Origin of the sequence: Pectobacterium aroidearum, assembly GCF_015689195.1 — a bacterium.
Classification (GTDB): domain Bacteria; phylum Pseudomonadota; class Gammaproteobacteria; order Enterobacterales; family Enterobacteriaceae; genus Pectobacterium; species Pectobacterium aroidearum.
In genome coordinates this window covers 3,192,165-3,209,188 of sequence record NZ_CP065044.1, presented here as the reverse complement: position 1 = coordinate 3,209,188, position 17,024 = coordinate 3,192,165, and the positions used below count along the sequence as shown (strand labels likewise).

General features: G+C 50.9%; 14 protein-coding genes and 1 tRNA gene. 11 read left to right on the top strand and 4 right to left on the bottom strand.

The annotated features are described in order from the left end of the window. The first annotated feature begins 13 nt into the window (after positions 1-13). The 6 genes from pgsA to I2D83_RS14390 all read left to right on the top strand — a co-directional run bounded on the left by pgsA (position 14) and on the right by I2D83_RS14390 (position 5,418). Positions 14-562, top strand: coding sequence for a CDP-diacylglycerol--glycerol-3-phosphate 3-phosphatidyltransferase (gene pgsA, locus I2D83_RS14415; protein WP_010279374.1), 549 nt, complete (start codon positions 14-16; stop codon positions 560-562). A gap of 139 nt (positions 563-701) precedes the next feature. Then, positions 702-777, top strand: a tRNA-Gly gene (locus tag I2D83_RS14410). A gap of 228 nt (positions 778-1,005) precedes the next feature. Further along, positions 1,006-2,814: a tyrosine-type recombinase/integrase gene (locus I2D83_RS14405; RefSeq protein WP_205946778.1), complete on the top strand. Its 1,809-nt coding sequence runs from the start codon at positions 1,006-1,008 to the stop codon at positions 2,812-2,814. A 228-nt stretch (positions 2,815-3,042) separates the two neighbouring features. Beyond that, positions 3,043-3,588: a hypothetical protein gene (locus tag I2D83_RS14400; protein ID WP_205946777.1), complete on the top strand. Its 546-nt coding sequence runs from the start codon at positions 3,043-3,045 to the stop codon at positions 3,586-3,588. Between the two features lie 88 nt (positions 3,589-3,676). Next, positions 3,677-4,456 (top strand): hypothetical protein, encoded by a 780-nt coding sequence (locus I2D83_RS14395; RefSeq protein WP_205946776.1) that lies wholly within the window; start codon positions 3,677-3,679, stop codon positions 4,454-4,456. 98 nt (positions 4,457-4,554) lie between these two features. Next, entirely contained in the window at positions 4,555-5,418 is an 864-nt protein-coding gene (locus I2D83_RS14390; protein ID WP_205946775.1) for a hypothetical protein, read from the top strand. Positions 5,419-5,711: 293 nt separating this feature from the next. Here I2D83_RS14390 and I2D83_RS14385 read toward each other — a convergent pair whose 3' ends face one another. Both I2D83_RS14385 and I2D83_RS14380 read right to left on the bottom strand, forming a co-directional pair. Further along, complete coding sequence (locus I2D83_RS14385; protein ID WP_241007314.1) at positions 5,712-5,960, bottom strand: helix-turn-helix domain-containing protein; 249 nt, start codon at positions 5,958-5,960, stop codon at positions 5,712-5,714. Positions 5,961-6,334: 374 nt separating this feature from the next. Beyond that, positions 6,335-6,607 carry a helix-turn-helix domain-containing protein gene (locus tag I2D83_RS14380; RefSeq protein ID WP_205946773.1) on the bottom strand — a complete coding sequence of 91 codons (273 nt, stop codon included), beginning with the start codon at positions 6,605-6,607 and terminating at the stop codon, positions 6,335-6,337. Positions 6,608-7,227: 620 nt separating this feature from the next. On the opposite strand from I2D83_RS14380, the gene I2D83_RS14375 reads away from it, so the two are divergent. From I2D83_RS14375 to I2D83_RS14355, 5 genes are all read left to right on the top strand, one after another. Further along, positions 7,228-7,746 (top strand): Hcp family type VI secretion system effector, encoded by a 519-nt coding sequence (locus I2D83_RS14375; protein WP_121296024.1) that lies wholly within the window; start codon positions 7,228-7,230, stop codon positions 7,744-7,746. 93 nt (positions 7,747-7,839) lie between these two features. Further along, the gene (locus I2D83_RS14370) at positions 7,840-9,690 is read left to right on the top strand and encodes a type VI secretion system Vgr family protein (RefSeq protein ID WP_205946772.1); all 1,851 of its coding nucleotides are present in this window, start codon (positions 7,840-7,842) and stop codon (positions 9,688-9,690) included. Between the two features lie 31 nt (positions 9,691-9,721). Then, positions 9,722-10,168, top strand: a complete 447-nt coding sequence (locus I2D83_RS14365) for a DUF1795 domain-containing protein (RefSeq protein ID WP_205946771.1) — start codon at positions 9,722-9,724, stop codon at positions 10,166-10,168. After that, positions 10,161-14,498, top strand: a complete 4,338-nt coding sequence (locus tag I2D83_RS14360; RefSeq protein WP_241007226.1) for an RHS repeat-associated core domain-containing protein — start codon at positions 10,161-10,163, stop codon at positions 14,496-14,498. Before I2D83_RS14365 ends, I2D83_RS14360 begins: the two co-directional genes overlap by 8 nt. After that, positions 14,498-14,863, top strand: coding sequence for a hypothetical protein (locus tag I2D83_RS14355; RefSeq protein WP_205948195.1), 366 nt, complete (start codon positions 14,498-14,500; stop codon positions 14,861-14,863). The genes I2D83_RS14360 and I2D83_RS14355 overlap by 1 nt, the downstream gene beginning before the upstream one ends. A gap of 241 nt (positions 14,864-15,104) precedes the next feature. Here the strand turns inward: I2D83_RS14355 and I2D83_RS14350 are convergent, their stop codons facing one another. After that, positions 15,105-15,686, bottom strand: a complete 582-nt coding sequence (locus tag I2D83_RS14350) for a DUF2441 domain-containing protein (protein ID WP_205946770.1) — start codon at positions 15,684-15,686, stop codon at positions 15,105-15,107. Between the two features lie 167 nt (positions 15,687-15,853). Beyond that, complete coding sequence (locus I2D83_RS14345) at positions 15,854-16,750, bottom strand: hypothetical protein (protein WP_205946769.1); 897 nt, start codon at positions 16,748-16,750, stop codon at positions 15,854-15,856. Positions 16,751-17,024: the final 274 nt, after the last annotated feature.

The following is a 17,024-nucleotide window of genomic DNA, read 5'->3' as shown; positions in this document are numbered from 1 at the left end:
TTACCTAAGCGCTATGCAATTTAATATACCGACGTTGCTTACCCTGTTTCGTGTTGCTCTTATTCCGTTTTTTGTGCTGGCGTTTTATCTTCCGTTCGTCTGGGCACCGCTGCTTTGTGCGCTGATTTTCGTGTTTGCCGCCGTGACGGATTGGTTTGATGGTTTCCTTGCCCGCCGCTGGAAACAGACCACGCGTTTTGGTGCCTTCCTCGATCCCGTTGCGGATAAAGTGATGGTGGCTGTCGCGTTGGTGCTGGTTGCGGAATACTATCATTCCTGGTGGATTACGCTGCCGGCAGCAACGATGATCGCGCGAGAAATCATTATTTCAGCCTTGCGCGAGTGGATGGCTGAAATTGGCAAAAGAAGCAGCGTTGCTGTGTCGTGGATAGGAAAGGTAAAGACTACGGCTCAGATGATGGCGCTTTTTGCTTTGCTATGGCGCCCAGAGCGCATTGTTGAAGGTGTTGGTGTTGTGGCGCTCTATATCGCGGCTGTGCTGACTTTTTGGTCCATGTTCCAATATTTGAATGCCGCACGTCACGATTTGCTTGAACCTTGATCGAAGCGCCGTAAAAACCAGCAAACGAACGTGGTTGCTTGATAATTCTGTTGACTCATCGTGTCAGGTCAGTAGAATGCACCGCATCAACAGCAACGCTGGTTTGTAAGAAGTTAGAAGAATCAGTAAGTTCTGTGTTGCGGGAATAGCTCAGTTGGTAGAGCACGACCTTGCCAAGGTCGGGGTCGCGAGTTCGAGTCTCGTTTCCCGCTCCAATTTATGATCTGTAGACTGCTACTGAAGTCTGCAAGTCGTTGAAAATAGGACCTTCGGGTCCTTTTTTCGTTCCAGCGCAGTCCACTGGAATCCACCCACATCCGGGACTTTTTAGTCCATTTTTTAGTCCATAAAAAACGGGTGTGTGGGGTTCCGTATTGTTGCTGGGTCGGAGCGAGCCATGAGTCGAGGATCTAGCCTAACTCTTCAAGTTAGGAGCTGGAACTATGGCACTATCAGACATGGCGGTTCGCCAAGCCAAGGCAACAGGCAAGGCCTATACACTTGGCGACATCGATGGTCTCTCATTGGCTGTGACCGACATGGGCGGTCGGTCTTGGCACTTCCGCTATTCTTGGGCTGGTAAGCAAAAACGTATGTCCTTGGGGACTTACCCTGAGGTCGGTTTGCGTGAGGCGCGAACGCTGCGCGATCAGGCCCGAGCCTTGCTTGCCAAGGGCATCAATCCCAAGCTCGATCGTAAGCATAAACGGCAGTTCGTACGGCTTGCCGACGAGCACACATTCAAGGCTGTGTTTCTTCAATGGGTTGAGCATCGTAGGCTAGAGCTCAAAGAAGGGCGCAACAGTACCTTGTCGCAGATTCAGCGTATCTTTGAGCGCGATGTGCTGCCAAGCCTGAGTAAGCTATCTATTTACGACGTTCGTCGTGCCGACTTGCTGAATATACTCTCCAAAATTGAGCAACGCGAGGCGTTTACTACTGCCGAAAAAGTACGTTCCTGGCTCAATCAACTGTTCCGCTTTGCGCAAGTGAAAGTCGAAAGACTGGAGAGCAATCCGGCATCTGACTTGGATGTGGTAGCTGTTCCTGCTCCGCCTGTTGTTCACAATCCGTTCCTGCGTTTACCTGAGCTACCCGAACTTCTGCAGAAAGTGCGAGGCTATCGTGGGGCGATCACGACGCAACTCGGAATCCGCTTGTTGTTGCTGACGGGAGTGCGTACAGGCGAGCTACGGTTGGCGACTCTGGAGCAGTTCGATTTGGAACAAGGGCTGTGGATTATTCCTCCGGAAGTGGTCAAGCAGTTGCAAACCGATATGCGCAAGAAGGGCAAGCGGCCTCAGGACATTCCCTCCTACATCGTACCGCTGTCTATTCAGGCGATAGAGATCGTTCGCTACCTGCTCGAAGAGGTGAGGCCAGCGCAACGGTATCTTTTCTCGCATCGCAGTGATCTGAAAAAGCGTATCAGCGAGAACACATTGAACGGTGCCCTCAAGCGTATGGGTTATCAGGATTTGCTCACTGGTCACGGCATCCGTGGCACGATTTCCACGGCACTCAACGAAGTGGGCTACCCCAAAGTTTGGGTGGATGCCCAGCTTTCGCATTGCGATCCCAACCAGGTGAGCGCAGCTTACAACCATGCACTCTATGTCGAGCCTCGGCGCAAGATGATGCAGGATTGGGCGGACCGGTTGGACTTGCTGGAGCAGGGAGAACTAGAAGCGGCCAGTCAGCATCTGACCATTCGCATTGATGGTGTGCCTGTTCTGGATGAAAGCAATGGGGCAGATGCAATGTCGAAAGATGTGTCACCCATTATCGGTGGTATTACGCCTCACCGCTTGTCTGCTGTGCCGGCACGCCCTGTGCCTGAACCTGCCGTTGAAATCCCTGTTTCTGACCTGCAGCGTGAGCGGATGGAAATGCTCGCAGCTTATGAAGCACCGCACAACTTGCCTGTCGTTCAGTTTTCCAGGCTGGCCGGTAAATCCAAGGACCAGATCAATCGAGAAATCCAAGCTGGCAAGTTGTTGACAATCAGTCTTGGGAACCGTGGGCAGAGAGTGCCTGAGTGGCAACTGGTGCCGATGAAACTCAAACTGACGCAGATGATGATGAAACAGCTTCCTCATGCTGAAGGATGGGATGTGTATCGATTATTAACCCGCCTTCATCCTGAACTGGATGGTCGTGCAGCTATTGATATTATTGCGCCGAGCAATATGGGCAATGTTGTGCAGGCTTTGCTGTCTCTACAAGCATTCGAGTCTGACAGAAAATTGTGAAGAAGTTTGTGGGGTGTTCGGCCAAGCTGTAGACTTTATAGTCTTGAATTGGGCGTCGATCTGTGAAGCTCTCATTTTTCAGTGATGTAAATGTTTTGGGTTAATAAAAATTATTATATCCTGATGAGGTTTATTGCATTTTCAATGCTGTTTTGATGGAGGTTTTCTCTGTCAAAGATGAAAAATTAAGAATGTGAAACAATAAGACTTTAGCCAATCAGGATTTTTATGTCAGATAATATCGACCAATTTTCAATTTATGCCGCTAAGGTATTTGATATTTTGTATGATAGCTTTCCTGTTCCGATCGCTATCAAGCAGCGGGAAGTGATTGCAGATTATTTGAGTTTTGATAATTATGAAGAGTTAAAACAGTTGAGGGTCAGGCGTGATGTAGCTGACATAGTTGATTTCGTAGATGACGAAGACCTGAAGGCGAAGGTCAAGGAAATGCGTCCCGCTATTGAGGCACGACTTGCTGAACTAGAGCGTGACCAGCGTAGTGGCGTAGACCTGCAAGAACGAATTTTCAATGGCACCTTAGACTTTCTGTGCTGGGAAGGCCTCATACGTGACTGTGATAATGGGTATCAGCTCACGGCGAAGGGGTTTTCTCATCTGAATAAATCATTCAAAGGTGGAGAGATAGCTGATGAGCAGGACAAGAACATCTCTGTTTTGAAGGCGGTATTTGAAAAGTCGTCAGAAACCTCACTTCAAGTTGCAGCGGGAACCATAGTCAATGTTTTAACCAAGGTTCTGGGTTATAGCTAGCCAGTAAATCAAGTTCTCTCATAGCCTGTTGATCGCTTAATCCTGACGGATAGCTGATTGTTTCCGCGTTATATTTTAAGGAGATTCCGTGAGCAACGGAGCATCATCATTTTCTAGTCAATTGCTAATTGCTGTAATTCCAATATTCTTGGGATCTTTCCTTTTTGCAGGAGTGCTGGAAAGTTACAAAAAAGATCAAGGCCTTCAAAAGGAGCTTATAAAAGATTACTACAGGCCCATGAGAGAATTGCAAGGTTTTTGTTCATCTTCACATAATGAGCTTTTTCTAAAATATGGAGATTTGGCTGGCTCTTATCAACTTATGTTTGATGAAATGGTACATATGTTTGAGACTCCTGAATCCAAGTTGGGTCGAGATTATGAAGCTATCCCAATTTCAGTCGTCAAAGCAAATTCTGAGCTAAAAAAGAGGGTAGAAGAGCTTGATGTGGTGGTAAAAAAATGTAGATCTGATTTGTTTCTAAAATATGAGGAGCTTGCCTTGGCTACTGGCTCATACCCAGAACTCATGAGGTTGGCAGAAAAACGCACAAACGAGATTAATGCTATCTATTCAGAAAGAAAGAAAAAGGCCGAAGAAATTATAAAAGATATAGACCCTAATCAGCTGATGCCATTAATGCGAAGGTTTGTTTCTATTGATATGTCTGACGATATGAATAGATCTATGCTTCTCAGTGAAATGAAAAAGATATTTGAACCGGCAAAACAATACGGTTTAATTATGGCGGAATCTGAACAGTTAATATTTCAAAAAGAGTATGATTTTTTTCAAAAGCTTCATGAGTTGTTTGCAAAGGAAATTAGCAAAAAACATTCGGGTGGTTTTTTCAGTTGGGTGTTTTGAAATATAAAAACTCAATCAATTATGTATTTTTTTGCGTCGTCCGCAAAAAATTAGCACCGGTTATTGAGGTGTTAGGCATGGTGAGGTAATCAATCGAAATGAAAACTAAAAAGCGTGAGTGGCATGGTACCCATCACTCTTGGAGCTATGATCCTAGAGCGTTTCGCTGGTGGGGCGAGATGATTGGCGGAATAAACTTGCTGCCGATCGCAACAGATATGCGTGCTTGGATGCAGCAGCGAGGATATTTGTCTCTTATGCCTGCTCAAGAGGCACCGGAAAGAAGTGGATTCACAAATCCGTATACAAAAAATGGAGTTACTTTGTCACTTCTTATGGGGAGGGTTATTAGCTATTTTCATAATTATGCGCATGGAGCTGAGCCTAGCCATGATGAAGTAGATTCAGAAATTGAACGGCTGCGAATTTACAATGAAATGATTTTATATTCTGCAAGACTCTGCGAAGTTGCAATCAAACAGCTTCTCTACTGCACAAATATACCTGAATCAAGATACGAAAGAATGGCGCTGGGCCAACTACTAGAAGCACCATGCCCAATCTGTAAACGAGCAAATGATAAAGAGCCTCATTTCGTTTCATTGGTTGGAACTTTGGCACATCCATATCATTTGTGTCTAGAGTTCGAACATTGCGCCATGGATCATATGGACCTCGTTAACAAGTTGAGAAATTCCCAGGTGGCTCACTCGGGAGTTCAAGAGTTGAATGTCAGAACGTCAGACGTTTCTAGAGCGCAACTGCTGAAAGAGGGGGACGATATACTTAACGGGTTTCTACATATGCTTTCTCATGTTGAGGATCTTGAGCAAAAGATAATCCGAGACTTAGAAGATAAAGCTAAGATCATTAACCTCCTTAAGATTGATGGTCTCAAGCCAGAAGACTGTAATTTCAATTTGATTCCGGGTGAGAAATTTGTGTTTCATCCAAAGGAATAATATGGCCTAACAATTACAATTGGTTGGGGGTATTTTCCGCTGCTGAGGACGTTAACGTCAGCCAGTCGCTCGTCGAAAAATATCAAGTTTTCCCGTGTTCTAATGCAAGACACATTCAGATGAAATTTGAATTCATATCCAATTTATGACTGAAAGAGTTCTGCTGTATTTTAAAACGTATAGAAATGAATTATATCGCTGCTTTTATGAGGTGAGGGCATCACCTCTTATTTTCTTTTCATAATAATTAAAATTCTGCAGTGCTTATTTCCCTGGTGTGGAACGCAAGTCAATCAACTATTCCTAGTTTTCCTTTCCAGTTTATTGCCATCATCATCAAAATACCGACTAGGCCAGATTTCGGCGGGTTCCACGCCGAGTGCATCGGCAATCAGTTGTTCGCCTTTCGGCCAGGAGCGTGTGAGTGCGTTGGCGAGAGTAGAGGAGCTTAGTCCTGCTTGCCGGGACAACGCAGCCAGCGTGGTGTGCTTTTTGCGAAGGCCTGCGATGATATCGGCGTTGTGCCAGTCCTGCTTGTTCATTGTCATATGAAGTAACCCTGAGTCTTACTGCTGGTGGCGATTCAGACAGGGTTTGCAGTACCGGGCAAGTTACCTAAACCGGCGAGGACAATGTCCTCCCCTGCCTGAACCGCCATAACAGGGGCGTACTCAGGCACATCAGCGCGCGAACGCTGATGGGTAACTCGCTAAGGGGCTGCAAATCCCCGCCAATGGATTTTGCCAAAGGCATAGTTAAGATAAGTGAAATTTGCAGCTTTCTCAAATTAAAAAGTTGTTGTGCTGGGGACTGGCGACGTTGGGCTGTTATGGCAGCATGTTGGGAAAAGGGTGAAGAAAAAAGTAATGAGGACGAGTTTTAGTGCTGGCAGATGATTTTGCCAGCGAGTGATTGTTTAGCCAGAAACGGATGTTCTTGCTTTTTTAAACTTTCGGGCGACTTTGTTGCCCGCTTCATCGTAGTACCGGCTCGGCCAGATCTCGGCTGGGTCCATGTCCAACGCCTCGGCGATCAGTCTCTCACCTTTCGGCCAGGGGCGGTAAAACGTATTGGCGAGAGTGGAATCACTTAAGCCTGCTTGCCGTGAGAGTGCGGCCAAGCTGATGCGTTTCTTGTGAAGTGCGGCGACGATATCCGCTCGGTGCCAGTCCTGTTGCTGCTGCGCCATAACCATAAATAGCTCCATGTTGTGGGTGGCGATTCAGACAGGGTTTGCACTACCGTACATGTGACCAAAACCGGCGAGGATAAATCCTCCCCTGCCTGAACCGCCATAACAGGGGCGTACTCAGGCACACCAGCGCCTAAACGCTGATGGGACACATGTATAGGGGGTGCAAATCCCCGCCGATGGATTTTGCCAAAGGCCTAAACAAGATAAGTGAAAAATGCGCCGCACTCAAAAACTTTTAAGCACATCATGTTATTGGTTCTAATTACTGGTCGATCGAGAAGCTAATGTTTACACACTATTATTTGAAAGATTGATAGCCATGTCCTCTCAAGGAGATGGTGGTCTCAAAAATTAATCAAAATTGTCAGAACAACTGAGAAGCTCAGGCCATTTCTTGCGCAGATCACGGAATAATCCAACCGCCTGGGCCAGTTTTACAAAGAATCATCATTGTTTCGGGGGGGGCTGAGCAACTTCTTGCTCAAATTTGGCTTAGTGAAAATTTGATTTAAGAAAATAAGCAATAAAAACAGATAGATAAAAGTTGGCATGGTTATTGATGTGAGTAACGGCGAAGCGTTACCTATATCAACAACAAGGAAAGGAGCAAGACTATGCCAACTCCATGCTATATCAGCATCGAAGGAAAAACGCAGGGCAACATCACCGCAGGGGCTTTCACCTCTGATTCTGTCGGCAACATCTACGTGGAAGGCCACGAAGACGAAATGCTGGTACAGGAATTCAAACACGTCGTCACCGTACCGACCGACCCACAGTCCGGTCAGCCATCCGGTCAGCGTGTCCACAAACCATTCAAGTTCACCGTGGCACTGAACAAAGCCGTGCCGCTGATGTACAACGCCCTGGCCTCCGGTGAAATGCTGCCGACCGTCACCCTGAAGTGGTATCGCACCTCGGTGGAAGGCAAGCAGGAGCACTTCTTCTCTACCGTGCTGACTGACGCCACCATCGTCGACATCAACTGCCAGATGCCACACTGCCAGGACCCGTCCAAGCTCGATTACACCCAACTGCTCGAAGTCTCTCTGGCCTACCGCAAGGTTGACTGGGAGCACACGGTTGCCGGTACGTCCGGCTCTGACGACTGGCGCACGCCTGTCGAAGCCTGATGCGGCTCAAACCCGGACGCCACGTCCGGGTTTTCTGCACTGAGTCATGGCCCCTGCCATGCCTGAGTGTGGATGACAGCATCAGGAGGACGTGTGGCAAACAGTACAGGATTACAGTTCACGGTAAAGGTCGGTGCCTTGCCCGAAAGCACCTTTGCGGTGGTGGATTTTCAGCTCAGCGAGGCCCTGAACCAGCCGTTTGCCCTGTCGCTGAATCTGGCCAGCCCGTTACCGGGCGTCGACTTTGGCGCGGTACTCGATCAGCCCTGTGAACTGCGGGTGTGGTACGAGGGGGAACTCAAACGCCGGGTCAGTGGCATCATCAGCGCCTTTGCCCAGGGTGATACGGGCTTTCGTCGTACCCGCTATCAGGCAGAAGTTCGCCCGGCGCTGTGGCGGCTGGGTCTGCGCACCAATGCCCGCATCTTTCAGGCACAAAAGCCCGAGGACATTATTGGTACGTTGCTGGAAGAGTCCGGCATCACCGATTACGCCTTTGCGCTGCGGCACGACCACGCGCCCCGTGAATACTGTGTGCAGTACCGGGAAAGCGATTTGGCGTTTGTCACCCGTCTGGCAGCGGAGGAAGGTCTGTACTTCTTCCACGAGTTTGAGGCTGGCAAGCACCGGGTGGTCTTTGCGGATGATGCCGGGGCGCTCAGTAAAGGCCCGGAACTGTTCTTCAACCTTGCCACGCAGGGTCTGAGCGAAGGCGAATACGTCCGCCGTTTTCGCTATGCCGAAGCGGTTAGTACTGCCGAGGTCGCCCTCAAGGACTACAGCTTCAAAACCCCCGCCTACGGCCTGCTGCACAGCAAGATGAGTGGTGAGCTGGAGCACCAGCGCGAGACCTACCAGCATTTCGACTATCCGGGCCGCTTCAAACAAGATCCGAGCGGCAAGGCCTTTACCGGCTATCGGCTGGATGCATTGCGCGCCGGTGCCATGACGGGATCGGGTGAATCTAATGCCGCGATGCTGATGCCGGGGAGCAGTTTTACCCTCACCGAACACCCCAATCCAACGCTCAACGCGGCCTGGCAACTGGTGGCGATCACCCACAGCGGCCAGCAACCGCAGGCACTGGAAGAAGAAAGCGGCGGCGAACCGACCACCTACAGCAACAGTTTCGAAGTCATCAGTGCGAAAAGCACCTGGCGTGCCGGCCAGCCCTACAAGCCGATGGTCGATGGTCCGCAAATTGCCACTGTCGTCGGCCCGGCGGGGGAGGAAATCTACTGCGATGAATACGGCCGCATCAAGCTGCAATTCCCGTGGGACAGATACGGGGCCAGTGACGACCAGAGCTCCTGCTGGGTGCGCGTCAGCCAGGGCTGGGCCGGTGGTCAGTACGGCCTGATCGCCATTCCGCGTATCGGCCATGAGGTCATCGTCAGCTTTCTCGAAGGTGACCCGGACCAGCCGATTGTGACTGGCCGTACCTTCCATGCCACCAACCCGTCGCCGTACCCGCTGCCGGCGAACAAGACCCGCACTTCGCTGCGTACTTCAACGCACAAGGGCGCGGGTTTCAACGAACTGCGTTTTGAAGACCAGGCCGGGCAGGAAGAAGTGTTTATCCACGCTCAGAAAGACATGAACACCGTGGTGCTGAACAACCGCAGTACCACCGTGACCGCTGACCATACCGAAAGCGTTGGCGGCAATCAGACAGTGTCGGTAGTGAAAGACCAGTCCACCGAAATCCAGGGGCATCAAACCGTAGCCATCTCCGGTAGCCGCAGCACGGTGGTGGGTGATGTCACGGCAACAGAAGAACTTCACGACAGCCTGCAGGTGAAAAACAACATCCTTATCCAATCGATGCAGGGCAGCATTCTGATTGCCGCCAGCATCGGTTTTATCAGTATCAGCGACGAAGGTGACATCACCATCAAGGGCAAAACCGTCACCATCAACGGCAATCGTATCGACCTGAACTGAGTCACAAGAACAACAACAAGGACGCTGAAACATGTACCAGATGAACGAAGGCACGTTGAACATTCCTGCACAATGGCGCGATGAATCCCTGCACGTTTTTGTTCTGCCTGACGACACCACCAATCTGGTGGTCAACCGCACCCCGGTGGAGGGCGGTAAAACCGCCGAGGCAGCGTACCAGGACACGCTGACGCAGTTGTCGACGCAGCTTAAAGGCTACGAAGAGCGGCAGGCGTGGACGCTGAGCTTGGATGAACAACCCGCCCAGGGGGTCGAGTACACCTGGCAATCACCGGAAGGGCAGATGCATCAGGTGGTGGTGATGCAGGTACGCGACAACCTGCTGCTGACGTTCACCATTACTGCCGCCGAGGCGCTCAGTGATGCGCACAAAGCCAGTCTGCTGGCGGTGATTGAGACCTTTAAAGCTGCTGAGCCGCCTGTTTCACCGGAGGATAAGGCAGGCCGTCATGCGTGAGGAAATTCTCTCCCGCATTGCGCGGGTCGGGGCGATGCACGCGGGTAACCGTCCTAAACCGCCGCCGGATTTACCTGAACCGGGTCAGGGTAAACCGCCTACCTCGCCGGGCAAGGCCATCAAGCACAGCAGCTTCTGGGGCGCACTGGCCGGCGCGGCTGTCGGGGCGTTAATTGCGGCTGCCGCGTTTACCGTGGCGGCGGCAGCCGTCGCGGGTGCCGTGGCCCTGACCGGCATCACCGGCGGGGCCGGTCTGGCTCTGGTGGTGGGGGTCGTCAAGCTGGCAGTCGGATTTGGTGCCGTGTTTGCGCTGGGGGACCTGATAGGCGGCGTCACTAACCGGGTCTCGGCCATGGTGGACAGCGCCTCGCCTTCATCGGGGGCGGTCAAGGATGGCTCAAAGACCGTCTTTGTCGAAGGCAATCCGGTCTCGCGCGCTGAAATTGATGCGGTGCTCTGCGACAAACACAACGGCCCGCAACTGATTGCCCAGGGCAGTGCCACGGTATTCGTTGATGGCTACTATGCGGCGCGGGTGGGGGACAAAACCGTCTGTGGAGCCACGATCAAGGAAGGCGCTTCGACGGTGTTCTTTGGTTCAGGCCAGGAATCGCCTCTCACGGTAGCGGACGAGTTCAGCGGCTGGGAAAAAGCGCTGATACTCGCGGTGGAATTCCTGGTGCCCCCCAGTCGCGGTCTGTTCCGGGGACTGGGCAAGCTGTTTACCAAAGGGCCGATGGCGGTGCTGCGGGGCATGAAAGCGGGCGCCGCACATGCTATGGAAGGACTGCGTAGCGCCGTGGAGTGCGCCAAAAAGGGCTTCAGGGAAAACAAAGGTCTGGCGCGTGTCAGCGAATCCATTCGCGGCTTCCTGAAAGATCCCGTCTACATCGCCAGTGGCGAAGTCATTGAAAAACGTCTCGATCTGGAACTGGGCCAGACCGTTCCGCTGCTGTTCGAGCGTACTTACCGTTCTGGTAGCCCTCATACCGGCTTGCTGGGGCATGGCTGGCACGATAGCTGGAGTGAGGTGGCTACAGTGGGTCGCACCGAGCAGGGTGACATACATGTGACCCTCACCCTGGCGCAGGGCTACGACATCGATTTCACCTTCGGGATCGGTGCAACGGTGGTGTACTGCGCCGAATACCCCGAATTCAAACTGGTGAAACGCCATAACGGCTTTCACCTGTGGCACCGCGACAGCCAGACCTGGCGGGCGTTTACCGTCAAACAGGGAGACCAGCTACTGCTGTCGGCTATCACCGACAACCACCGCAACCGCATCGACTTTCTGCGCGATCCGAAAGGTTACCTGCGCAAGATCAGACACAGCGACGGCATCGAACTGCTGCTGGTGTGGCAGGGCGAGCTCCTGCGCCAGGTGCAGCGCATTGACGGTGGCCAGAAAACGGTGCTGGCTGAATACCGGCAGGATGAACAGGGACGGCTGGTCGAGGCGGATGCCGCGCACGCTTATCATCTGTTCTACGACTATGACAGCCATCACCGTCTGATTCGTTGGCACGACAACGACCAGACCTGGGCACGGTATGAATACGACCATCAGGGGCGCTGCGTTTATACCACCTGTGCCGATGGCTACCTGACGGCCAATTTCGAGTACCTGGCCGACCGCGTGGTGATGATTGACGGGCTGGGGCAACGCCATGAATACGGCTTCAATGACCTGTACCTGATGGCGTGGGAAAAATCCCCGCTTGGCCATGTCACCCATTATGAATACGACGACGTCGGCAATCTGCTGAGGGAAACCTCTCCGGCAGGGCGGGTTGTGGAATTTGCCTATCTGGACAACAGCGGGCTGGTCAGCACCTTTACCGACGGCAGCGGCTACCAGTGGCACTACGACTATGACCATTATGAGCGGCTGACCGGCATCACCGACCCATTGGGCCGAAGTTGGACCTGGCAGTATGACAGCAAGGGCAATCCGCTGAGCCTGACCGGGCCGGACGCCAGCGAAGTCCGGTTTGCATGGAACCGCTACGGTCTGCTGACTGAAGTGAGCGACGAACAAGGCCGGACGCAGGCCAGCCTGTTTTATGACCACCGGCACCGCCTGATGAGTGCCACCGATGCAGAATCCCGGACGCAGCAACGGCGCTACGACCAGCAAGACCGCCTCACGAGCTGGACACGCCCGGATGGGGCAACGTATCGCCTCGGCTACCGCCGTGCCAGCTGGAAACTGCCGGAACAACTGCTGCGCCCGGACGACAAGCAAGAGCAGCGCCAGTACGACAAGCACAACAACCTGCTGAACTACACCGACGGTAACGGCGCGGTATGGCGGCAAACCTACGGCCCGTTCGACCTGCTGATGTCGCGTACCGACGCAGAGGGACGCACCTGGCGGTACGACTACGATAAAGAAAGCCAGCAACTGGTTGGCGTCACCGCACCGGATGGCAACCGCTGGCAGTGGTGGCTGGACGCCGATGCACGGGTGATACGTGAACGGGATATGGCCGGTACGGAAACTCACTATGGTTACGATGAAGACGGTCACTGCATCAGTATCCGCAACGGTGAAGGAGAAACCCGCCACTTTCTGTACGACGGGCGTGGCCTGCTGATTAAAGAAACCGCGCCGGACGACACCCTGCACTACCGCTACGATGCGGCAGGCCGGCTGACCGAAGTGACATCCTCCACCAGTCATATCCAGCTTGAATATGACGAGCGTGACCGGGTGGTGCAAGAGAAGAACAGCGGCACGGCAATCCGACGCCACTATCAGGGAGAGTCGCACACCGTTACCCGCAGCCTGCACTGGGAGGGCGAAGAAGACAGTGCGGCACTCACCAGCACCTTCCGTTACAGTGCGACGGGTGGACTGCGTCAGGTGCAGTTACCGGATGGCGCGGAGCTGACGCTGGCGCACGACAGTGCGGGTCGGGAGTCTTCCCGGCAGAGTCAGGCTGGCTTTATGCAGCACCGTGAATACGGTGCTATGGGCTGGCTGACGCGGGAGATGAGCGGCCAGGCGGTGGACGGTCGCCTGCAACCGACCCAGACGCGGGAATACCTGTATGACGGCGCAGGCAACCTGACCGGCACCCGGCGCAACCGTGAAGCAGCGGGCTATCAACTCGATGCCAGCGGACGGGTGCTGTCGGTACTGAGCGGCGGCGCGGGGCGCAGCGTAAACACCGAAGAACAATACCGCTACACCCGTAGCGGCTTACCACAGGACGCCACCCGCCTGACCGAATGGCAGGCCGGACGCCTGACCCAGCAGGACAACACTCACTACCAGTATGACAAGGCTGGGCGGCTGATACGCAAGCAGGTGGTACAACCGGGCTATCGGCCGCAGGTGTGGCACTACCGTTGGGACAGCCGCAACCAGCTCCGGGTTGTGGATACGCCAGCGGGTGAGCGCTGGTTCTACCGCTACGACCCGTTCGGACGGCGCATTGGCAAACGCTGCGACCAGACCCATGAAGACATCTGCTATCTGTGGGACGGCGACCAGGTAGCCGAGGTGCGCCATTATCGCGACGGAGAACTGGTGTCGCGCCGTCACTGGGTGCATAACGGCTGGGAATTGTTGGTGCAGCAGCGCCAAACTGTGGAGGGGAGCTGGGAAACTGATTTTGTGACTAGCGGCCATAATGGTGAACCGCAGGCTATCTTTAATCCACAAGGTGAAATTCGCTGGCAGGCTCCGCGCACCAATTTATGGGGGCAGCGCTATACAGATAATACTGAAAACCTTGATCCAGGGCTGGCGTTTGCCGGGCAGTACCGTGACGCGGAAAGTAGCTTATGCTATAACAGGTTCCGCTATTATGATCCGAGTGGTGGCTGTTATATCTCGCCTGACCCGATCAGTATTTTGGGGGGGGAGGGTAACTATGCCTATGTGCCTAATCCTATTCGCTGGATCGACCCGTTTGGATTGGCTGGGTGTGGGGAAAAGGCGAGGAAATATGAAGAAAAAATACAGGATATGTATGGAGGGAAACTTCCTCAGTCAGCAAGGGAATATAGCTCTGTAGTTAATGGTAACAAGGTTAATGGGATTGCAGATCATGTTGTTAGCATCAATGGTAGAAATACCGCGATTGAGGCTAAATATGTTGAGGATTGGGGGCGTTCAATTAGAAATCCTGAAAGTGCGATAGGTGGTAAGTCTTTTGCCATTAAGGAGCAAGAAAAAATGCTTGCTCAAGCGCAGAAATACTCGGCTGCATTTGATGATGTTATTTATCACACAAATAGTCGTGAGCTGGCTAATTACTATGGTTCGTTATTTCAGGATGCGGGTCTCAACAATGTAATATTTAGGATATTTCCGTGATGAGTGATTTTAGAAGAGAGATTCCGGGTTTGACACCTGTTGCGTGGAGAGAATATCGCTATGTTTCTGATGATGGTAGGGATAAATTTGTTGGGAATGGCTTATTCGACAAGGTGACCGGTAAAGTAGAACCTCTAATACCAAAAAGTGGTGGGGCAATGGTAGAAAATTGTAAGCTATGGCTACCTTCAGGTGAGCTTTTTCATGCCTTATCATATAAGGGAGATATTGAGGGCTGGCGAAAGCAGATAGAGCAAGGTGCCATTCAGATGGGGCTGTTTATTGGCGAAATAGTCGGAGATAAAATAGTTCTTTCCGATGGGCGAAGTTATGAAATTTCTGCATGTACATTTGAAATGTATTAGGTGGATTTTCATGTTGTCGGATTGATTTGGCTGGCTGTTGATACGCAAGTAGGTAGTGTAGCGGGCTACCGCCGCATGTGTGGCACTACCGCGAAGACAGCCGCAACCAGACCTATAACGATATCCGATTTTATGATTAATTTTTGATGTGTATATATTTTATTAAATATAATTAGATATTTCTGGCGCAGTAGGGGGTAACCTGAAACATGCTATCGCGGACAGATTGTTGACATGTTATCTAAGATGATACGCTAAGAACTTTGACGCCTCCACTGACCAATACTTCAATATTCCCATTCATCGAGTCTTCTGACCAATACTGTCTAGCTTTAAGAGATAGTTCAATATCACTCATGCTTTGAGAACACTCCCACAAAGGTTGGTCTCCTGTAATAAAAATATTTGATGTGTTTATCGGCTCGACTATTAAAATTCGGTAATCAGGAGCATCATTCAAAATAAGGTTGGCCCACTCTTTAATATCATGTTCTGATTGGGCTAAATAGATACAGCTTATTCTTGACGGCCTTTTGGAGAAAAATTTCTTTCTTATGGATTCGAACGCTATCTCTCTTCGTTTAAAGTATTTATATTTTTCCCTTTGTTTTGTTACGGTCAGTTTGTCATCTATTGAATAACCACTATTGTTAAGAACTGTGTCGATGTGGATGTTTGTTTTGTTTGGGCCGTGTGCGTAATCAATGAGTTCTATTATTTTATTATAATAATTATTATATCCTTCAAATGTAATAATTTCGCCAACGCTCCATTGGGTAACATCGGGAGATAGAATATTTATATGATAATATGTATTTTTCAAGATAAGCTCTCTAATGAAGATAGTAGATTTAAAGATGCTGCACTCTTCAAAATGCTTAGGAACGAAATGCGCATACCTCATCGTCTCGCGGTGTTAGTGTGCTCTAATAAAATACGCTGTAGCACCAAATATTGCCCGATTCATCATAAAATCACTTCATCAAATAGCTATTTCCCGCCACTGGCCAACAATTTTTCTCGCCCCACACGTACAATTTCCGCGTGCAGTTCGACGATCTTCCCTGCGTGAGCATGTAGTGCGTTCACAACCCGCCAAAATCTATCTGGCTGCTCAAACTCCCATTCAGGAGGCACCGTACTTAATTGTGGATTATGTGTCGGGAAGGTTTCATCAGCAATAAGGCCGTAATATATATCTACCTCTGACCAAAGTTCCTTTTTAATTCTCTCTAGTTCAGGAGTAATGAACTCGCGCTCCGGTATGTTCCACTTGAAGTAAAACTCACGAATCGGCTCAAGTTCCAATTCTCGGAACGAAAATCCAGCCATGTTTGTTCGATTTAAGAAACCAATAACGCCATCAGAGCGAAGCAGAGTCGTGAGTTCACTCCATAGGGCGCTGTCATGCCTTTTTGCCGGATCATCGGCCGACTTGAATTGAGGGTAGTGCCCGAAGAAGACTTTTTCATCCTTTGCTAAGTCATTGCAAATGTCATCCCAGAAAAGCACATCGACCTTAAAATCATAGGCCTTGCTGCGTTTCTGCGAAATGTCCCTTACTGATTTTTGAAGCTTCGCATCTCTTGGGGCTGTCGTGACAATGTAGAGCCGATCCAGCTTCGGTGTGAATTTTTCAGCATTTTCTATCTCAATCTTGACAACATCTAAATCCAATTCGCCTGTTGTGTTTTTGCATTGAAGTCCGATGTGACGTTCATCATCGTCATGTCCCCAAATATCAACACCATTCTGCTTCTGCCCCTGTCTTCCATTACGGTAGAAATCTGTTGAGTTCCAACGCAATTTTGCTGCGGATAGGGTAATTTCTTCAAATTCTTCCCACGACTTTGGCGTAGGTACTTTGGACGACGAGATTGTAGGCATATTAGCTCATAAAAGTTTCTTTTTATTTTACCTTCATATCACGAATGAACGAAGATTTGAACGTGCCTGGCAAAAAAATATGTCCGTCATGCTACGTATCGAACCTCTCCGCGAGTTCCGTCCCTAGTGGGTTTCCATCGTTCTCTCGCTCCGCTATGGGCCGCCCCCTGAGTTTGTCTCCTTGACGGTCCCGTCCGTACGCTTCTTGGCTACCGGGCGATGAACTCAGGAAAGATGGTGACAACAATGCCAATCGCACAGAATAGCCGAAAGG